We start from the raw sequence: 19318 nt of genomic DNA, 5'->3' as shown, positions 1-19318 counted from the left end.
GTGGTTCCTTGCAGCGCGTGGAGTAAACCCGCGATCCGCCTATGGGCAGCCGGCAACGGCCACGCCCGACATTGCTAGACCAGCGGTAGTCTCCAGCCGAACACCTCGTCCTGCGGTACTCAATCCGCGCATATCAGTCTGACCGCGCCGTCGCCTTTGACACGCTGACTACCCCGCCAGACCAACCGGCATCCCAAAAGGAAGCGGTCCCGGACAACCCAGTCCGGGACCGCTTCCCCACGCCCTTGACAGACGAACACCACATATCAGGCGGGGGCCGCCAGGGCAAAGCCGCCAGGCAGCAGGGCGGGGATCCCGTTCGGGTGGACCTTGGCGGAGATCGCCTGTCCCACCACTTTGGCCTGGCGCAGGACTTCCTTGGGCGTCGGGGTAATGAGCTCGCCCACGCCCACGAGGTACATTCCGAGGGCGTGCATCGCCGCCATGAGGTTCTGCCCGGCCGCCATGCCAAGCTCCGAGAGCATGCGGCGCAGCTGGCTGTGGGCGCAGCGGGTCAGGACAAGGTGGTCGGCCAGCAGGACGCCGCCCGGGGTCCGGACGGCCCACTTCTCCGTCGCTGAGCCGTCCGTGCCGGCCTCGAGGAGGTCCAGCTGCAGGGCCCGGATGTTGTTCCGCACATCGAGCTTGTGGCTTGCGGCGTAGTTGCGCAGGTGACGCAGGATTTCGTTGCGCTCCCTCAGGCTGGCGGCGTCCGCCGCGTCGCAGCGCTGGAGCGAGGAGGTGTTGGCCGGATGGCCGGCTCCCAGGAGGTCGAGCCCGTCCACAATGATGGACGAGACACCCCGGCGCTGGAGCTCGCTGGCCACGGCCAGGCCGGAGAGCCCCGTCCCGATGACTACGGCGGTGGTCCGCTCAATCCCGCCGTACAAAGGCATGCTCGACACTGCAGGGTACCTCCTTGAAATGGTGCGAGTCGCGGGGAAAACCCCGGACGCCAACCCAGTCCTGGTCCCACAGCCCCAGCGGCTGCTTTCTGGAATGCCAGTCTCGGTTCAGCAGTGCCTCGAAGGATACCTAAGTTTCCCGCCCGTGGATAGAGGAGGTAGGACATCGGCTGTGGTCCCGGATTTCGGCGGTTTCCGTGCCCGGATCCAATGGAAACCGTCCCAAAGTCCCGGGAATCCGGGACATGAAACGGCGTGTTAACTCTGCGTAAATCCTTCCGCCAAGGCCCGCCGGGGACGCCCCTGCCGCCGTCTTGAATGTTCGCAAATAACCGAGAATAGTGAGGAAAATCAGGGGTTCCTGTACGCGGATTCCGGGTCGCCTCGCCGGTGGACGCCGGGCGGCAGTACTTCTGGCAGAATAGCCGCAACATCAGGCAAGAATCGCGAGGAGGCGGACCCCATGGGCCGTGAACAGGTGCACCCGGACCCGGCATGGGAGACCGGTGGCGAGCCGGCGCCGCCCCGCGGAATCGTGGTGGGAGTGGACGGCTCGGACCACAGCCATTGCGCCTTGGTCTGGGCAGCCCGCGAGGCTGAGCGCCGCCGCCGCCCGCTGCACATCGTGACCGCCTATTCCGTTCCGATCTTCGCCGCTTCCGGGCTCGACGGCGGCTACGCCACCGTGGACGACTCCGTCATCCGCGAGGGCGCCGAAGCCATCCTCAAGCACGCCATGGACAAGGTCGCGTTTTACAACATCGACGTCGACGCGTCCGTCGAAAACGGGGACGCATCCGGCGTGCTGCTGGAAATGAGCGAAACCGCGGAGCTTCTGGTCTTCGGCACCCGCGGCCGGGGTGGCTTCGTGGGCCGGCTGCTCGGCTCCGTCAGCAGCGCGCTGCCCGCCCACTCGAAGTGCCCCACCGTGACTGTGCCGCTGATCTGCTCGGACCGCCTGGGCGAAACCACAGAGGACAAGCACGTCCTCGCCGAACGGGCAAAGTCGGGCAGCCAGCCCGTCGAGAACGTCGTGGTCGTCGGCGTCGACGGCTCCGAGCAGGCCCGTGTCGCCGTGCTGGAGGCCGCAGCCCAGGCGGAGCGGCTCTCCGCCCGGCTCCGCGTGGTGTGCGCGGTGCCGCAGTACACCGGCTCGCTGGCCTGGGTGCCCACCCCGATGGACCGCGACGCCCTGTTCGCCGACATCAAGGTCCAGCTCGACGCCGGCGTGGCCTGGCTGCGGAGCCACTTCCCCGCCCTGCAGGTGGAGACGCAGCTCGTGGACGGTTCGCCCGTCGACATCCTCGTCGATGCCAGCCGGCACGTGGAGCTCGTGGTGGTCGGCACCCGCGGACGCGGCGGTTTCACCGGAATGCTGCTGGGCTCCACGTCCGACGGCGTCCTCCACCACGCCAAGGGGCCGGTCATGGTGGTGCCGGACCGTGACGACCCGCGGCTGGCGGACAGGGCCAGCTTCGGCCCGATGCTCGGCGACTCTTAGGATCCCGAGGCCACGGGCCCGGCGTCGGAAGGACGGATTGCGGATGGAGCACCCCGGGACGCCGGACCCTGCCGAGGGCGGGCCGGTCCTGGCCTTGGAACGCCTTGGCCCGGACATGCTGGCCACGGTCGGCGGCAAGGCGGCGAACCTGGGCGAACTGGCACGCGCCGGCCTTCCGGTACCCGCCGGCTTCTGCCTGACCACCCGGGCCTATCTGGAGGCCACGGCCTCCCCGGCGCTGGCGGAGGTGCACCGCGCCCTCGCCGCAACAGCGCCCGATGACCTGGCGGGGCTGGCTTCGCTTGCCGCGGAGGCCCGCGCGCTGGTGCTCGACGCCGGTGTGCCCGCCGGCATCGACGCCGCCGTCCGCGCCGCCTACGCGGCGCTGGGCGCTGACACGGCCGTTGCGGTGCGGTCCTCGGCGACCGCCGAAGACCTGCCGTTCGCCAGTTTCGCCGGCCAGCAGGACACATTCCTGAACGTGGTGGGCGCGGATGCCGTGCTGGCTGCCGTCCGCCGGTGCTGGGCCTCGCTGTGGACAGACCGCGCGGTGACCTACCGTGCGGTGCAGGGGATCGAGCCCTCCGCGGTGTCCCTCGCCGTGGTGGTCCAGCGCATGGTGGACGCGGCCGTGGCCGGAGTGCTGTTCACGGCCAATCCCGTGACCGGCCGGCGGCACGAGGCCGTCATCGACGCCAGCCCGGGGCTGGGGGAGGCCGTGGTGTCCGGGGCGGTCAACCCTGACCACTTCGTGATCGACGGCGCCACCGGACGGATTCTCGAGCGGCGAATTGGGGACAAGGGCCTGCTCATCCGTCCCCTGCCCGGCGGCGGCACCGAGCGGGTGGCGCAACCGGACGCAGGGTTGGCGCCCAGCCTGGACGATGCCCAACTGGCCGCCCTGGAGCTCCTGGGCCGCCGCGCGGAGGTGCACTTCGGCTCGCCGCAGGACCTCGAATGGGCCATCGGCCAGGACGGTGCCGTATGGCTTACGCAGTCCAGGCCCATCACCACGCTCTATCCGATGCCGGATCGGCGTCCCTCCGGGCCAACCCCGCGCGTGTATTTGTGCTTCAGCCTGGCCCAGGGGCTCACCCGGCCCCTCACGCCGATGGGCCTCGCCAGCATCCGGCTGATTGCGTCCTCGGTTGCGGGGGCGGCGCATTTCCCGGTGCCGGCGCCCCGTGACGGGCCCGCGCCCTACACGGAAGCCGGTCAGCGCATTTTCTTCGATCTCACGCCGGTGGTCCGGAGCCAGACCGGGCGCGCGATCGTCCCCCGCGTGTTTGACGTCATGGAGGCGCGCTCGGCCACCGTGATGCGCAACCTTTTCGCCGATCCCAGGTTCTCCGTGACCACAAAAACCCCGTGGCGGCTCCTGCGTCACGTCGCCCCGGTGGCGGCCCGGGCGAAAGTCCCGGAGACCCTGATCCGCGGCTTCATCCGGCCCGAGGCGGCACTGCGCCGGGCAGGCCGTGTGGGCGAGCAGCTCCGCGCCGCACTCGCGGTGCCCGCCGGCGCCACCGCCACGCAGCGCCTGGACCACGTCGAGCGGATCCTCGGCCAGCATGTCTTTCCCGTGGTTCCCGCGATCCTGCCGCTGCCCGCCCTGGGGTTCGCCTTGCTGGCCGCGGCCGGAAAACTCGCCGGGAACCCGGGGAACGGGGCCTTGCAGGAAGTCCTGCGGGGGCTGCCCAACAACGTGACCACCGAAATGGACCTGGATCTGTGGTCGCTGGCTACTGCCATCCGCAACGACCCGGCGTCGGCGGCGGTGTTCGGCGGCGCCGCATTGCCCGAGATAGCCCGGCGTTACCGGGCGGCGGACCTCCCCGGCGTCGTGCAATCCGGGCTGCGGGACTTCCTGGGCCGGTACGGCCACCGCGCCGTGGCGGAGATCGACGTCGGCATGCCCCGCTGGTCTGATGACCCGACCCACATCCTGGGGGTCCTGGCCAACTATCTGCGCATGGATGATCCTGCGCTCGCCCCGGACCGGCAGTTCGGCAAGGCGGCCCGCGAGGCGGAGGCGCAGGTAGGTCGGCTTGTGGCCGCCGCGGGGCAGCGCAGCCGCCTTCGCGGTGCACTCGTGCGGGCCGCGCTGCGGCGGACCCGGATGTTCGCCGGGCTGCGTGAGCTGCCCAAGTACCACCTCGTGGAAGCGCTCGGCGCCGTCCGGCAGGAGTTGGCGACGGTCGGGGCCGAACTCGCCGCGGCCGGGGCAATCGATGCGGCGGACGATATCTTCTTCGTCGACCTGACCGACGCGCACCGGGGGCTCGGCGGCGCCGCGCTGCAGGGGCTTGTGGCCCAGCGACGGGAAGCGTACGCGGCTGAACTGGGCCGCCGGCACATTCCCCGTGTGCTGCTCTCGGACGGAACCGAGCCCGAGGCGGTGCAGACCGGTGCTGCCCAGGCCGGTGCAGTGCGAACCGCCCCCGGTGGATGGGGGCCGGCGGGTTCCGACGGCGGCGCGGGGCGGCTCTCCGGCACGCCGGCTTCGGCCGGCACCATCACGGCCAGGGCCCGCGTGATCCTCGACCCCCACGGCGCGCACCTGGAACCCGGCGAGATCCTCGTGGCGCCGTCCACCGATCCGGGCTGGACGCCGTTGTTCCTGACGGCCGGCGGCCTCGTGATGGAAATGGGCGGGCCCAACTCCCACGGCGCCGTCGTCGCGCGGGAATACGGGATCCCAGCGGTGGTGGGCGTCCCCGACGCGACAGCGAGGATCACCACGGGCCACAGCATTACGGTCGACGGCGCCGCCGGCACCGTGACGCCGGCCGACTAGCGCCGGCCCATGAGCGAAGAGCGCGGCTCCGAGGGCCGGGAGACCGGGACCGCCGGAATGCCCGCTGCGGGCACCCCGGCGCCTGATACCGGGCCGCCCGAAATCCCCGCGCCCGGAGCCTCCGCGCCCGAATTGCCCGCGGCAGGCACCCCCGCGCCCGCGGACCCGGACGCGTGGCTGCCGGACTGGTTCGTGGGGCGTCCGCTCACGGCCGGCTGGGCGTGGGCGGGGTTCTGGGCGGTGCTGATCGTGGCCGATGAATTCCTGGATCTGGCCGGCTGGTCCTGGTATGTGCTGGTTGGCCTGGCCGCCCTGCCGACGCTGCTGGCAAGCATCGCGCTTCTGCACGCCACCCCGCGCCGCTACCTGAAGCCGCGCCGGGACTCGGTCCTGGGCCATTTCTTCGTCCGCTTCCTGGCCCTGATCGCCGCCTTCCTTGTGTGGGGCGTGTCCGTGGTCATGAGCGCCTCGATCTCGACCACCCTTCAGTCACTCGTCGGGGCGTCCGAACGCGAGGTCACCGCGGTGGGCTTCAACCTCCTGCTGGCCGCGATCCCGCTGGTGGTCTCCGTTCTGTGGCTGGCTTTCATCATTCGCTGCGCCTGGTTCCTGCGGCGGCTCCGGGGCTGGAAACAGACGCCGGACCCGGGCGCCGTGCCCAAGAAGTTCCTGCGGGACAGGCCCCGGCTGAGGCGGGTAGTGGTGGGCCTGGCCCATCCCGGCCTGCTGCTCGTGGCGGGCCTTGGCACGTCCGTGCTCGCGTTCCTGCTGGGCGCGGTGGAACTGACCATTAATGTGCTGAAGTAGGAGGACCGGGCTGCCGGGGCCAGGCGTACTGTTGACCTATGAGCTGCACTGAAGCGCGCATTCCCCAGGCGCGGATAGTTGGAACATCTCTTTCCGGGGCGCGGTTACGATGACGCCCAAATGGCTGCGCTGGCTGCCCGCCGTCGCCGTTCCGGCCGTTATTGCCGCCGGCGCGCTGGCCGGATCCCTGCCCGCCAGCGCCGGGGACCCCCTGCCGCCCAAGACGCCGGAGCAGGTGCTGCAGTTGATCGCCCAGCACAGCGAGCCTGCCCTCTCCGGAACCCTGGAACAGTCCTCTGAGCTCGGGCTCCCCGAGCTGCCCAAGACTGGTGCCGGCTCGGACGCGTCAGGGACGGCATGGCTCGAGCTGCTGACAGGTCCGCACACCGCGCGGATATATCGCGACGGCCCGGACAACGCCCGCATCCAGGTGATGGACCGGCTGGCCGAACGCAACGCCATCCGTCACGGCAACGACGTGTGGTTCTACAACTCCAAGGACAACACGGCCGCCCACGCCCAGCTCCCGGCCGACGACGCCGGTGACCCCGGCCGTCACAGCGCCGGCAGCGACATCACCGCCACCCCCGACCAGCTCGCCGCGATGCTTCTGGCCAAGATCGAACCGGGCACGGACGTGGCGGTGGGCGCTGATGTCCAGGTAGCCGGCCGGGCCGCCTACAACCTGGTGCTCACACCGAAGTCCGATGCGACGCTGGTCGGGTCCATCGCAGTAGCTGTTGACGGCCAGACCGGGCTGCCGCTGGGTGTCGAGATCAATGCGCGTGGACAGTCGGATCCCGCCTTCCGCGTCGCCTACACCAGCCTGACGCTCGGGGCCCCCGACGCGTCGGTCTTCGCGTTCACTCCGCCGCCGGGCGCCACGGTCGAGGAGATTCCGGTAAAGGAGCACAAGCACGGCAACGACGCCGGGAACGCGACGGCCCCTGCAGCCAGGGACAGCAACCGCAAGCCGGCCGTTACCGGCTCCGGCTGGGACTCGGTTGTTGAGTTCCCGGCGGGAACGGCCGGACCGGCGTCGGACGCCACGGCCCTGCTCGAACAGGCCACCGTTCCGGTCCAGGGCGGCCGGCTCTTGTCCACCGCGCTGGTGAACGTGTTGGTGCTCGACGACGGCCGGGTCGTTGCCGGCTCCGTGCCACTGGAGCGGCTCCAGGCCGCTGCCGCACAGAAGTGATGACGGGCGCGGTATCCGGTGACTGCCCGGTGACGGCCGCGTGAGTGCCGCCCGGCCGGCGGCCGAGCTGAGCATTGAGACCAGGGGCCTGACCAAACGGTTCGGCCAGCAGCTGGCTGTCGGCGGCGTCGACCTCGCCGTGCCGAAAGGCGCGGTCTTTGGTTTCCTGGGCCCGAATGGGTCGGGGAAGACCACCACCATCAGGCTCCTGCTCGGCCTGGCTACGGCCACCGGTGGCTCCATGCGCGTGCTGGGCGAGGAGATGCCCGGGAAACTGAACGTCGTGCTGCCCCGGGTCGGGGCGTTGGTGGAAGGACCGGCGTTCTATCCGTTCCTCTCCGGTGCCGCCAATCTGCGCCGCATGGACGCCGCGGACCCCTATGGTTCGGCCGCGACACGGCGTGCCCGCGTCCAGTCAGCCCTGGAACGGGTGGGTTTGACGCACGCCGCGGACAAGCAGGTCCGGGCCTATTCACTGGGGATGAAGCAGCGGCTGGGGATCGCCAACGCCCTGCTCGCCCCGCGGGAACTGCTGGTGCTGGACGAGCCCACCAACGGGCTGGATCCCCAGGGCACCCGTGAAGTGCGGAGCCTCGTGCGATCGCTCGCGGCCGACGGCGCCACGGTGTTCGTCTCCAGCCACCTGCTGGCCGAGGTCGAGCAGATCTGCACCCATGCGGCCATCATGAGCGCTGGCCGGCTTGTGGCGCAGGGAACCCTGGCGGAACTTCGCGGGGCGGGCCAGGCAAGGATCCGCGTGCTGACCCCGGATCCGGGGACCGCGGCGCAGGTGCTGGCCGGCCTGGGCCTGACCGCGACCCTGGGCGCCGACGGCCGAACAGCCGGCGGCGATGGTTCCGGTGCCGCTGGCTCCGGGACGGACGCGGCCCTGTTCGCGTCGCTGCCTGCGGCTCCGGCTCCGGCTGCGGCTCCGCCTGCGGCTCCGCCAGGGGCGGCCGCCCGGGAAGACGGAGGATCGGCACCGGCCGTGGAGCGGGCGGCCGTGCAGCCGGAAGCTGTGGTGGCCGCCCTGGTGGCGGCGGGGGTCCGGGTCCGCGGCTTCGCGACCGAACAGGCCAGCCTCGAGGACCGTTTTGTGGCATTGACGGGGGAGGGGTTCGACGTTGTCCAGTAACAGCTCATCCATAGGCGATCCGGCCGCCGGACCAGCACTTGCCCCGGCGGCCGGCCGCAGCGGACCAACCCCTGGCCGCAGTGCAGGGGCCGCAGGCCGTGACGGCGGGGTAGGCGCCCCTTCGTCCCGGCGCGGGTCCCTGACCGGCGGACTGCTGGCGTCCGAACTCGGGGTGCTGTTCCGCCGCCGCAGGACGTGGGCCATGTTGTGCGCGCTGGCGGCCATCCCGATCCTGATCGCGGTGGCGGTGCGGGTCTCCTCGGCCGTGCCGCCGGGCCGCGGGCCGGCCTTCCTGGACCGGATCGCCCAGAACGGCCTGTTCGTGGGCGTCACGGCCATGGTGGTCTCGGTTCCGCTGTTCCTGCCCCTCACCGTCGGCGTCGTGGCCGGAGATACCATCGCCGGCGAGGCCGGGCAGGGAACCCTGCGGTATTTGCTGGTGGCTCCCGCCGGGCGGACCCGCCTGCTGATCATCAAGTATGCCGGGGCGGCCGTGTTCGTGGTCGTTGCCCCGCTCGTGGTGGCCCTGACCGGGGCCGGAATCGGTGCGGCGCTCTTCCCCGTGGGGCCGGTGACTTTGCTTTCCGGCGACACGATCGGCACGGGCGAGGCCATGATCCGGCTCCTGCTGATTGCCGCCTATCTGGCGGTTTCGCTGCTGGGGTTGTCGGCGATCGGGCTGTTCATCTCCACCCTGACCGATGTTCCGGTGGGGGCCATGGCGGCCACCGTGGTGCTCTCGGTCGTCGCGCAGGTCCTGGACGCGCTGCCGCAGCTCGAGTGGCTGCATCCCTGGCTTTTCAGCCACTACTGGCTGGACTTTGGCGATCTCCTCCGGCAGCCGGTTTCCTGGGATTCCTTTGCCGCCAATGCCCTCCTCCAGGGCGGCTACGTCGCCGTCTTTGGCGCGCTGGCTTACGGCAGGTTCATCACCAAGGACGTGCTCTCCTAGCCGCCAGAGAGGCCGTAACGGAGCCCAAGGAACGGTCCCCCGGAACGGGTCTCAGTAGCGGGCCGCGTAGCCGTAGAGCTGCATCCCGGACATGGCGGCAACATCGGTCACGGTAATGCCGGCGTCGGGGTTCAGTGCCTGGACCACGCGGCCGCCGCCGAGATAGATCGCCACGTGGTAGAAGCCCGGTGCCGAACCCCAGACAAACAAATCGCCGGGACGCGCCTGGGAGAGCGGGACATGGACGGGGGCCTGGGCGAACTGCTGGGAGGCCGTGCGGGGCAGGTACTTGCCGGCCGCGGCGAACGCATTCTGCACCAGTCCCGAGCAGTCAAACCCACGGGTCCCGGTTCCGCCGTACTGGTAGAAGAACGGCGATCCGGTCTTGCCGAGCGCCACCGAAATCGCGGTCTGGTTTGACCCGCCGGAAATCGGCGCCGGAACCGGAACGGGTACGGGCGCAGGAACTGGCGCAGGAACTGGCGCCGGAATGGGCGCAGGAACGGGTGCCGGCGCGGGATCCGGCGCGGACGCGGGTGCCGGAACGGGTGCAGGAGCGGGCGCGGGGGCGGGCGCTGCGGCGGGGGCCGGTACGTCGACCGGAGCCGGAGCGGCGGGCTGCCCTGCTGCCGAATCGTCCCGTCCCGGTGCTGCCGGGGCAGGCTGTGAACCCGTGCCGGGCTGCGGCGCGGGGCCGGCGGCCGCGGTCAATGCTGCGAGCCGAGCCTGCTGGCGCTGGCGGTCCAGGGCGTCCACCCGGGCCGATTCCAGCGCCGCGGTGGTGTTTCTCAGGCTTGCCAGCTGGTCCACGAGCGCGCTGCGCTGCGCTTTGGCATCGGCCACGACCTGACGCTGGGCGGCGGCGGCGCGGTCGGCGTCGGCCTTGCGGTCCTCGGCGGTCGCGGCGGCCTCGTCGGCGGCGCGGTTGGCGTCCGCTGCGGCCTCGGTCAGGGACTGCGCGGCAGTGGCCGCGTTTTCCGCGGACTCGAAGGCCCGCGCACGTCCGGCCGTTACAGCCTCCAGCGTGGCGGCCTCCTCCAGGTCCCGCCCGGAGCCACTGACAAAGCTGCTGAGGGCCGGGTTCAGGCCGCCGTTGCGGTACAGGTCGCCGGCCAGCTGGCCAACCTGCTTGCGGGCCTTGGCCTGTTCCGTCCCGGCGGCGGCAGCCCGGGCGGCCGCCACAGCCGCCGTGTCACGGCGTGTGGCCAGCTCCACGAGGGCCTCGCCGTACGCGTTGTTTGCTTGCAGGGATGCGGCCAGGCTGGTTTCCTGGCCGGCCGACGCGTCGGCCAGCAGCCCGTCGATCCTGGTGACCTCTGCCGCCGTCGAGCTCGCATTGGACTTGGCGGCAGCGATTTCTTCGGGTGAGGGGATCTCGGGCGAGGCCGGAACCCGGCCGGCAGCCGCCGGCGCGGAAGTCAGCGGTGCGGCCTGGGCGGGGAGCGCGAGCGTTCCAAGGAGGACGACGGCGGTGCAGAGCACAGCCGTCTTGCGGCCGGATCCGGTCCAACTCATTGGCAAACCTCGCGAAGTTTCAGGCTGGAATGAGCGAGGTCGGATTTTGGCGCGTGCAAGCCCCTCTGCGGATCACCCAGCAGGCATGAGGCTACGTGCCAAAGGTCACTTTGGCAACACGAGTCACATGAATAACATAAACAACACTGGTGTCATTTGGCCACGTCCGCCGCGGGTGTGTCCCGCCGCCGGATCAGGCGTGCTGGTGGGCCTCGTGCTCCGAATGCGTGGCGGGCTCGAGCTGGAACGTGCAGTGTTCGGTGTCGAAGTGGGAGCCCAGACAGCTGGTGAGCTTGTCCAGGACCCGGTCGGCGCCCTTGGCACCGAGCGCCGCGTCCTCCACCACCACGTGGGCGGAGAAGACGGGCACGCCGGAGGTAATGGTCCAGATGTGGATGTCATGGACGGAGACCACTCCGTCCACTGCGAGGATGTGCTCGCGGATCATCTGAACGTCCACACCCTTGGGCGTGGCCTCGAGGAGCACGTCCACGACGTCGCGCAGCAGGTGCCAGGCGCGGGGCAGGATCATGAGGGCGATGAGGATCGAGGCGATGGTGTCGGCCGCCTGGAACCCGGTGACCATGATGACCACCGCCGCCGCGATCACGGCGAAGGAGCCCAGCAGATCCCCCAGGACTTCGAGGTAGGCGCCGCGGACGTTCAGGCTGTCCTTCTGGGCGCCGCGCAGGATCAGCAGGGAAACGAGGTTGGCGACGGCGCCGAGGACCGCCGCCGCGAGCATGATGTCGGTGTGGACCTCGGGGGTGGCGCCGAGCCGGCGGATGGCCTCGGTGAAGATGACCACCGAGATGACAATCAGGACCAGGGCGTTTGCCAGCGCCGCCAATACCTCGGCGCGCTGGTAACCGTAGGTGCGCAGATCGCTGGCGGGCCGGGTGGCGATCCACGCGGCCAGCAGGGCGATGAAGACGCCGGCGGCGTCCGAGAGCATGTGCCCGGCATCGGCCAGCAGGGCCAGGGATCCGGAGACCACGGCGCCGATCGTCTGCACGAGCACCACGGCGAGCGTGATGGCCAGGACGGCGACCAGGCGCTTGCGGTGCTTCCCTGTGGCGGTAACGCCGTGCGTGTGGCTGTGGTCGTGTCCCATGCCTACAAGGCTATCCCCAGCCGAGCTCGTGCAGGCGCGCGTCGCTGATGCCGAAGTGGTGGGCGATCTCGTGCACCACGGTGACGGTGACTTCCTCGATCACGTCCTCGCGGGAGGCGCAGATGTCCAGGATGGGCTGGCGGAAGATGGTGATCCGGTCCGGCAGCGAGCCGGCGTCCCACCAGGAGTCCCGTTCGGTCAGGGGGACGCCCTCGTAGAGCCCCAGCAGCACGGTGTCCGGATCCTCCCCGGGCTGCGGGGTGTAGTCGTCCTCGATGAAGATCGCGACATTGCTCATGGTCCTTGCAAGATCGGGCGGGATCCGGTCCAGGGCATCACTCACGGCGGCCTCGAAATCGGCCTCGGACATCGGGAAGGGGCCGTCAGCCTGGACGTCACCATTGTCACCACCGTCACCACCGTCACCGCCGTCCCCGCCGCTCGGAACGATCGGCAGGCCGGGCGGCAGGGAGGAGGGCATAGGCAAACTCTAGCGGGACCGGCGCCGGGTCAGCCCCACGCCCACGAGGCAGATCGCGCCGCCCACCAGGCCCCAGATGGTCGGAATCTCGCCCAGGACCAGCCAGGAGATCAGGATTGTGGTGCCCGGGACCAGGTAGGTGGTGGCGGCGAGGCGTCCCGCATCAATCATCGAGAGCGCGTAGGCCCAGGTGGTGAACGCGATCGCGGTGGGGAAGATGCCCAGATAGACCAGGCCCAGCGTGGCCGGCAGGGGAGCGGCCTGCAGCTCGGTGATCAACTGGCCGCTGAAGGGGAGGCAGCAGAGGGCGCCCACCATGATGCCGAACCAGGTGGCCTGGGCGGCCGGGAACTTGCGGAGCACCGGCTTCTGGACGATCACGCTCACCGCGGCCAGCGCGGCCGCGAGCAGGCAGAGCAGCACGCCGGCCACATCCGCCGTCGACCGCTGGCCGGAACCAAGCGCGATCACGGCCACGCCGCCGAACGCGATCAGGCTGCCGATGATGAGCCAGCGCGGAAACCCTTCCTTCAGGATCACGCCGGCCATGACGGCGACCAGGATGGGGTTGACGTTGATCAGCAGGGCGGCTGTGCCGGCGTCGAGCATGTGTTCGGCGGCGTTCAGGGCCACGTTGTAGCCTCCGAACCACATGACGCCGTAGGCCAGGATGGGCCACCACTCGCGGCCCCGGGGCAGGCCCCTGAGCTTGGGCACCACCAGCAGGCCCAGCACGACGGCGGCAACCGCCAGCCGGCCGAGCGTCAGGGAGCCGGGGGAGAAGCTCGGGCCCACGGCGCGGATGCCCACGAACGCGGAGGCCCACAGGACCACGGTGACGACGACGGCGGCGATGCCGAGTCTGCTGATCGTGCCCGGCTGCCCGGAAGGGGGCGGCGCAGGTTGCGGGGCGGGTGCGGGGGCAGCGTGCGGAGACCCTTCGTGGGGGCCTGCGGACGGAGTGGGGCCGGATGCGGCGGTTGTTGCCATGCTGTCAATCTAGCCGTTCCCGCCGTCGCCCGGCTGGCGGGAATCGGTCACGTCTAGTCGAGATCCTGCCAACATCCCGGATGGCCTCAGCGCAGGACGCGCGCCGCCGCCCGGACAGCGGCCGCTACGTCGGTCAGCGCCGCCGAGCCGCGCCGCCACTGCTGCCAGTAGAGGGCAACGTCCACGTGCGCCCGCGGGGCGAGCGCCTCGAGCCTGCCGGCCAACAGGTCCTCGCCGATTTCGATCTCGGGCATCATGCCCCAGCCCATGCCCCAGCGGATGGCATCGCCGAATTCCTGGGCGGCCGGGACATAGTGGCGCGGGGGCTGAAGGGGGTCGCGGCTGATCCGGCGCAGCCAGCGGTCCTGCAGATCGTCCTTGCGATCGAAGACCACGACGGGAGCCGCGGCGAGCGTCGCGCCGGTCGCCCCGGCCCCAAACCAGCGGCGGGTGAAGCTCGGAGCGCATACCGGGAGATAGCGCATGGTGCCCAGTTTGCTGGACGAGCAGCCGGGCACGGGCTGGGCCGTCGCCGTGATCGCGGCAGCGGCGGCTCCGGCGCGCAGCAGGTCCAACGAATGCTCCTGGTCTTCGCGCAGGATCTCGAGCTGGACGTTGTCGCTGGCCGCCGCGAGGCCAGCCAGCGCCCAGGTGTGCAAGGAATCGCTGTTGATCACCAGCGTCAGCCGCGTCGCCCCGCGGGGTTGGTCCGGCTGCAGCTCCTCGGCCAAATCCGCGGAGAGCAATTCCAGCTGCCGGGCGAAGCGCACCACGGCCTCGCCGGGCTCCGTGAGTCCGGGCGGACGCGCCCGGGTCAGGACCGGCCGGCCGACGGCGGTCTCGAGGGCCCGCACCCGCTGGCTGATCGCCGAAGGCGTCACCGACAGGTGCGCGGCCGCGGCGTCGAAGCTCCCGTGCGTCAGAATCGCGGCCAGTGTCCGGGCCTGCTCTGGGGTGATCTCCATCATTAGCCCATCTTACGTATCAATAGAATCTTTAACTGGTTTCATCTTTGGCGGGCGCTTACCGTGGAGTGGTGATCCTCCCCCTGTTTTCCGGTCTCTCCGCCGGACTGTCCCTCATCGTTGCCATTGGCGCGCAGAACGCTTTTGTCCTCCGGCAGGGCATCCAGCGCTCGCACGTGTTCATGGTGGTGGCCGTCTGCGCGGTCTCGGACCTCGTGCTGATTCTGCTGGGCGTCGCGGGCATCGGCATCCTCCTGGACCGGGCGCCCGCTGCCCTCATCGTGATCCGGTGGGCCGGGGCCGCGTTCCTCCTCGCCTACGGGGCGCTCGCGGCCCGGCGTGCGGTCCGCGGGGAGCAGATGGAGAATCCCGCCGGCAAGCCGGCCGCCGGCCGGGCCGCCGTCCTTGGCACCTGCCTGGCCTTCACCTGGCTGAACCCGCACGTCTACCTGGACACGGTGCTGCTGCTCGGGTCCCTCGCTGCCGCCCAGGGCGAGGCCGGGCGCTGGTGGTTCGCCGCCGGGGCCGGCCTTGGAAGCATTGCCTGGTTCACCGCCCTCGGCGCGGGGGCGCGGTTCCTGACGTCCCTGTTCCGGCGCCGGACGGCCTGGCGCGTGCTCGACGCCGGAATCGCCGTCGTGATGGTCACCCTTGCCGTGCTGCTGCTGACCTGACTCGCGCCCGCCCACCGATCCTCCCAAAGCGCGCTGCCGCAAGGTGTGGGGAAACCCCGGGCTGATCCGCCACCATGGGGCGGGCGGGCCCTTGCCCGCTTAGCGTGGCGGGGCCACGATTGCTGGTATGACCGCAGCCCCAGCTTCCGCCCGCGAGCGGCGGCGTGCAGCCATCGGTACAGCCGCCTTCGCGGTTGCCCCCGCAACCGCCGCCGGCGTGGTGCCGTGGCTTCTGACCCGCTGGAAAGTGGACTCCCCGGCCCCCGGCGGGGTGCCCGCGCAGGTCGCCGGCGCCCTGATGATCGGTGCGGGCGCGGCCGTCATCGCGAACTCCTTTGTGCATTTCGCCGTCGAGGGCATCGGGACCCCCGCGCCATTTGCCCCGCCCAGGCAACTGGTGGTTGGCGGCCTTTACCGGTACGTGCGGAATCCGATGTACGTATCCATTGCGGCGGCGGTCGCAGGCCAGGGGCTCCTGCTGGGCCAGCCGAAGCTTTTCCTGGCCCTGGGCATCGGTGCCATCCCGGTGGTGGCTTTCGTCCGGCTGTACGAGGAGCCGGCGCTGACCCGGAAGTTCGGTGCGGCCTACGAGGAGTACCGCAGCAACGTCCCGCGCTGGCTGCCCAGGCCCACGCCGTGGCGGCCCGAGGGGCCGGACCAGTCCCGAGCCTAGGGCATCGTCGGGCTGGGTATTGGCGGGCTGGGGGAGGCCCGGGGCATTGCCCAGAACAGTTGAACCGCCCGCTATTTGCCGCTTCCGGACCATTCCAGCAGCCGATCCAGCGGCCAGGTGGTGACGATCCGCTCGGCGGGCACGCCGTTCGAGGCCGCCCGCTCGGCACCGTACTGCAGGAAATCCAACTGGCCCGGCGCATGGGCGTCACTGTCGATGCTGAACAGGCAGCCGGCATCGAGGGCCAGCCGGATCAGTTCGTCCGGCGGATCCTGCCGTTCGGGGCGGGAATTGATTTCGACGGCCACATTATTCTCGGCGCACGCCGCGAAGACGCGCCCGGCGTCGAACTCGGACTGAGGCCGGGTTCCCCTCGACCCCTGCAGCAGCCGGCCGGTGCAGTGGCCAAGGACGTTCATGTGCGGATCATTGATGGCGCCCAACATCCTCTCGGTCATGGTGCGCCGGTCGGAACGGAGCTTCGAGTGCACGCTCGCCACCACGATGTCCAAGCGGTCCAGCATTTCCGGGGACTGGTCCAGGGTGCCGTCCTCCAGGATGTCCACCTCGATCCCGGCCAGGAGGCGGAAGCCCCCGCCGTCCCCGTTGATGTCCGCTACAACGTCCAGCTGTTCCCGAAGCCGTTCGGCGCTCAGCCCGTTGGCGATCTTGAGGCTGGGGGAGTGGTCCGTCAGGGCGAGGTAGTCCCGGCCCAGCGTCCGGGCGGCGTCAGCCATGAGTCCGATCGGGGAACCGCCGTCGGACCAGTCGCTGTGGCTGTGCAGGTCCCCGCGGAGGGCGGAGCGCAGTTCGGTGCCGCCGGTCGCCAGGGGCTGCTGCCCGCGTTGCCGCAGGCCCTCAAGGTAGTCGGGCACGCCGCCGTCGACCGCCTGCCGGATGACTTCGAACGTCCTGTCCCCGATGCCCTTCATGTTCTTGAGCCTGCCGTTGCGTGCCCGCGCTGCGACCTCGTCCGGGTCCAGGGCGCCGATAATCCCGGCTGCCTTTCGGAACGCCTGAATCTTGAAGGTGGGGGCCAGCTCGCGTTCCAGCCAGAACGCGATCTCATTGAGGGCATCAACGGCATCCATCAGTCCATCTTGCACCCACTTTGCCCAGCCCTGCCCCCGGTCCTGCCCCGGCGGAGGGGTCGATTTTGGATATTCCGGGGGTCTGCCCTTATAGTTTTATAGTCCAGTTCGGAGGAACCCGAAAGGACAAAAACGACAGGCTTCGGCCCTTAATTTTTGCCCTGATATGTTTCACCGGATGGCGTCCTGGCCCCCATCGTCTAGCGGCCTAGGACACCGCCCTTTCACGGCGGCGGCACGGGTTCGAATCCCGTTGGGGGTACGCAAGGAACTGGTCAAACCGGATGAAAAAGTCTGGTAGGCTAAAGGCCTTGAAAATTTGCGGTAGCGATACCGCAGAGAGCAAGAACAAGCAGTAAACAAGCAAGGCCCTGTAGCGCAGTTGGTTAGCGCGCCGCCCTGTCACGGCGGAGGTCGCGGGTTCAAGTCCCGTCAGGGTCGCTCTGATTGCCGGAAGAAATTCCGGCCTTCAAGGTGACATGTCACCTAGGCTCTGTAGCTCAGTTGGTAGAGCGTTCGACTGAAAATCGAAAGGTCACCGGATCGACGCCGGTCGGAGCCACCACTGGGAAGCATCAGTTCTTTGAGAACTGGTGCTTTTCTTCTTTAACGCCATCGACTGCTCCGCCTTAACCCCATCGATTGCTCCGTAACTGCCGTTCTGACGGGTCAAAAGGGCAGTTACGGAGCAATCGACGGGGCCCCGCCCCCTTGGATCACCCAACGGCCCCTGCTCTCGAAGGGTTCGTCTGCGGCTTCTGGATGGATGAGGATTCGGCGACCAGGTTGTTAGGATCGGGCCGACCGTCCTGACCATGAGCGTTCGCCCGAGAGCGAGGATCCGTGAAAGCCGACCACTATGACAGGTTCGCCGAGAGCTATTCGGCGGAGAACGAGTCCAGCCTCCTCAACGCCTACTACGAGCGGCCGGCGATGATTGGCCTCGCCGGCGACGTCGACGGCCACCGGGTCCTGGACGCAGGGTGCGGCTCCGGGCCCCTGTCCGCGGCACTGAGCGCGAGAGGCGCGATCATGACCGGCTTCGATTCCAGTCCTGCGATGCTCGCATTGGCAAGACAGCGCTTGGGCGCGACCGCGGACCTGCACGTGGCCGACCTCAGCAAGCCGCTCCCTTTCGCCGACGGCTCCTTCGACGACGTTGTCTCGTCCCTGGTCCTGCACTATCTGGAGGACTGGTCGGCACCACTTGCCGAACTGCGGCGCGTGCTGAAGCCCGGCGGTCGCCTGATCCTCTCGGTCAACCACCCCACGGTCAGCGTGATCACCCAACCAACCGAGGACTACTTCGCGATCCGGCAGTACTCGGAGGATTACGCGTTCGCTGGCGAGCCTGCGGTCCTGACCTTCTGGCACCGGCCACTTCACGCGATGATCAACGCCTTCACGTCGGCGGGATACCGCGTAGCCACCGTGAGCGAGCCAGGGCCATCTCCAGACACACCGCACGAACTGCTTCCGCCGCGCATCCTCACCGGCGAGAAGACAGCGTTCCTGTCCTTCATCTTCTTCGTCCTCGAAGCCGCCTGAGGGTTGCGGAGGGACGTGAAAGCAGAGCCGTCGGCACCGTCCCAGCTCGCATCCACTTGGGAGCGGCGCCCCAGCCGTTCGGGGCGGTCGAGCGCAGGCAGCTGAGCGGGTGGCTGTCAGTTGAATCCAAACGGGCACCGTTCCTGCCTATCGCGGCGATGCTGACACCCGCAGAAACCACTGGCAGAGCCGTGAATACTATCGACTGCTCCGCAAGTGCCGTTTTGACGGGCCAAAAGGGCAGTTGCGGAGCAATCGACGGGGATAGGCGCCCCGCAGCCAGGGGCGGACGGCGGACGACGGGGGCGACCGGTTGGGGGCCGTCCAGCTGGCCCGGCTAGACTCGCACGCTGGGGAAAGAACACCAAGGCCGCCGGCAGCCCGGTCCGGGCAGGCGGCGCAATCTCAACCGAAAAGTGATTCTGCAACGTGACTTCGAAGAATATTGCCCGCCCTCTCGCCGTAACCGCCCTGCTCGCCGCCCTGGCACTCACCGGCTGTTCGGCCCCGCAGGCCGGCAGCGCGCCGTCGTCCGCCACTGGCTCGTCCACTGCTTCCGCGTCCGCTGCGCCGAGCCCCAGCGAGACCTCGGGACCGTTCGGCGGCTTTAGCAGCGCCGCCGAGGCGTGCTCCAAGATTTCGGAGCAGGCAACCGGCGCCACGCTCCTTCCGCTGTCGGCCGCCCAGGGCAAGACGGCGGAACTGGAACAGTTCAAAACGGAGCTGGCCGAGACAGCCGAGCGCGTCCCGGACAGCCTCAAGGCCGACTTCGCCAACCTCAAGGAGGTGGCCGTTGCCGGCGTCACCGACCAGACGGTCTTCTCCAGCGGAAAGCTCCAGGCCGCCATGGCGCCGGTCACGACCTGGATCACCACCAACTGCAAGTAGGGCGTTCGGCCAGGCCATCGCCCGCGTCGGCTCCCGGCTGGCATCCCGCAGCTGACACGCGGCCGGCCCTGCCCCCGCCGCAGGTCG

At 69.7% G+C, this 19318-nt stretch carries 17 protein-coding genes and 3 tRNA genes; 13 read left to right on the top strand and 7 right to left on the bottom strand.

From position 1 onward, the window contains the following. Positions 1 to 266 precede the first annotated feature (266 nt). Positions 267 to 896: an FAD-binding protein gene (locus tag C566_RS0119290; RefSeq protein WP_043467483.1), complete on the bottom strand. Its 630-nt coding sequence runs from the start codon at positions 894 to 896 to the stop codon at positions 267 to 269. A gap of 472 nt (positions 897 to 1368) precedes the next feature. On the opposite strand from C566_RS0119290, the gene C566_RS0119285 reads away from it, so the two are divergent. The 6 genes from C566_RS0119285 to C566_RS0119260 all read left to right on the top strand — a co-directional run bounded on the left by C566_RS0119285 (position 1369) and on the right by C566_RS0119260 (position 9292). Beyond that, positions 1369 to 2406: a universal stress protein gene (locus tag C566_RS0119285; RefSeq protein WP_018775998.1), complete on the top strand. Its 1038-nt coding sequence runs from the start codon at positions 1369 to 1371 to the stop codon at positions 2404 to 2406. Positions 2407 to 2449: 43 nt separating this feature from the next. After that, positions 2450 to 5200 (top strand): PEP/pyruvate-binding domain-containing protein, encoded by a 2751-nt coding sequence (locus C566_RS0119280; protein ID WP_018775997.1) that lies wholly within the window; start codon positions 2450 to 2452, stop codon positions 5198 to 5200. 9 nt (positions 5201 to 5209) lie between these two features. After that, positions 5210 to 6007 (top strand): hypothetical protein, encoded by a 798-nt coding sequence (locus C566_RS0119275; RefSeq protein WP_018775996.1) that lies wholly within the window; start codon positions 5210 to 5212, stop codon positions 6005 to 6007. 109 nt (positions 6008 to 6116) lie between these two features. Further along, a complete protein-coding gene (locus tag C566_RS0119270) occupies positions 6117 to 7205 on the top strand; it encodes a LolA family protein (RefSeq protein WP_018775995.1) in 1089 nt (362 codons plus the stop codon). Positions 7206 to 7245: 40 nt separating this feature from the next. Next, the gene (locus C566_RS0119265) at positions 7246 to 8340 is read left to right on the top strand and encodes an ABC transporter ATP-binding protein (protein ID WP_018775994.1); all 1095 of its coding nucleotides are present in this window, start codon (positions 7246 to 7248) and stop codon (positions 8338 to 8340) included. Between the two features lie 139 nt (positions 8341 to 8479). Next, positions 8480 to 9292 (top strand): ABC transporter permease, encoded by an 813-nt coding sequence (locus C566_RS0119260; protein ID WP_051082378.1) that lies wholly within the window; start codon positions 8480 to 8482, stop codon positions 9290 to 9292. A 51-nt stretch (positions 9293 to 9343) separates the two neighbouring features. Here C566_RS0119260 and C566_RS0119255 read toward each other — a convergent pair whose 3' ends face one another. From C566_RS0119255 to C566_RS0119235, 5 genes are all read right to left on the bottom strand, one after another. Then, positions 9344 to 10807 carry a C40 family peptidase gene (locus C566_RS0119255; RefSeq protein ID WP_018775992.1) on the bottom strand — a complete coding sequence of 488 codons (1464 nt, stop codon included), beginning with the start codon at positions 10805 to 10807 and terminating at the stop codon, positions 9344 to 9346. Between the two features lie 193 nt (positions 10808 to 11000). Then, positions 11001 to 11921 (bottom strand): cation diffusion facilitator family transporter, encoded by a 921-nt coding sequence (locus tag C566_RS0119250; RefSeq protein WP_018775991.1) that lies wholly within the window; start codon positions 11919 to 11921, stop codon positions 11001 to 11003. Between the two features lie 10 nt (positions 11922 to 11931). Beyond that, entirely contained in the window at positions 11932 to 12402 is a 471-nt protein-coding gene (locus C566_RS0119245) for a metallopeptidase family protein (protein ID WP_018775990.1), read from the bottom strand. 9 nt (positions 12403 to 12411) lie between these two features. After that, a complete protein-coding gene (locus C566_RS0119240) occupies positions 12412 to 13392 on the bottom strand; it encodes a DMT family transporter (protein WP_018775989.1) in 981 nt (326 codons plus the stop codon). Positions 13393 to 13478: 86 nt separating this feature from the next. Then, positions 13479 to 14360, bottom strand: coding sequence for an ArgP/LysG family DNA-binding transcriptional regulator (locus C566_RS0119235; RefSeq protein WP_018775988.1), 882 nt, complete (start codon positions 14358 to 14360; stop codon positions 13479 to 13481). 68 nt (positions 14361 to 14428) lie between these two features. Here C566_RS0119235 and C566_RS0119230 point away from each other — a divergent pair, with 68 nt between their 5' ends. Next, the gene (locus tag C566_RS0119230; protein WP_018775987.1) at positions 14429 to 15031 is read left to right on the top strand and encodes a LysE/ArgO family amino acid transporter; all 603 of its coding nucleotides are present in this window, start codon (positions 14429 to 14431) and stop codon (positions 15029 to 15031) included. 127 nt (positions 15032 to 15158) lie between these two features. After that, positions 15159 to 15704, top strand: a complete 546-nt coding sequence (locus C566_RS0119225) for a methyltransferase family protein (protein ID WP_018775986.1) — start codon at positions 15159 to 15161, stop codon at positions 15702 to 15704. Positions 15705 to 15775: 71 nt separating this feature from the next. On the opposite strand, the gene C566_RS0119220 is transcribed toward C566_RS0119225, so the two are convergent. Further along, positions 15776 to 16795 carry a PHP domain-containing protein gene (locus C566_RS0119220; RefSeq protein WP_018775985.1) on the bottom strand — a complete coding sequence of 340 codons (1020 nt, stop codon included), beginning with the start codon at positions 16793 to 16795 and terminating at the stop codon, positions 15776 to 15778. Between the two features lie 189 nt (positions 16796 to 16984). Here C566_RS0119220 and C566_RS0119215 point away from each other — a divergent pair. The 5 genes from C566_RS0119215 to C566_RS0119195 all read left to right on the top strand — a co-directional run bounded on the left by C566_RS0119215 (position 16985) and on the right by C566_RS0119195 (position 19231). After that, positions 16985 to 17057 (top strand) — tRNA-Glu (locus tag C566_RS0119215). A 105-nt stretch (positions 17058 to 17162) separates the two neighbouring features. Further along, positions 17163 to 17236 (top strand) — tRNA-Asp (locus tag C566_RS0119210). Positions 17237 to 17284: 48 nt separating this feature from the next. Further along, positions 17285 to 17360 (top strand) — tRNA-Phe (locus C566_RS0119205). Between the two features lie 278 nt (positions 17361 to 17638). After that, positions 17639 to 18343 carry a class I SAM-dependent methyltransferase gene (locus C566_RS0119200; RefSeq protein ID WP_018775984.1) on the top strand — a complete coding sequence of 235 codons (705 nt, stop codon included), beginning with the start codon at positions 17639 to 17641 and terminating at the stop codon, positions 18341 to 18343. A 429-nt stretch (positions 18344 to 18772) separates the two neighbouring features. Then, positions 18773 to 19231, top strand: a complete 459-nt coding sequence (locus C566_RS0119195) for a hypothetical protein (protein WP_018775983.1) — start codon at positions 18773 to 18775, stop codon at positions 19229 to 19231. The last annotated feature ends 87 nt before the right edge of the window (positions 19232 to 19318 follow it).

Source organism: Arthrobacter sp. 131MFCol6.1, from assembly GCF_000374925.1.
Lineage (GTDB): Bacteria > Actinomycetota > Actinomycetes > Actinomycetales > Micrococcaceae > Arthrobacter.
This window is presented reverse-complemented; position numbering and strand designations above follow the sequence as displayed.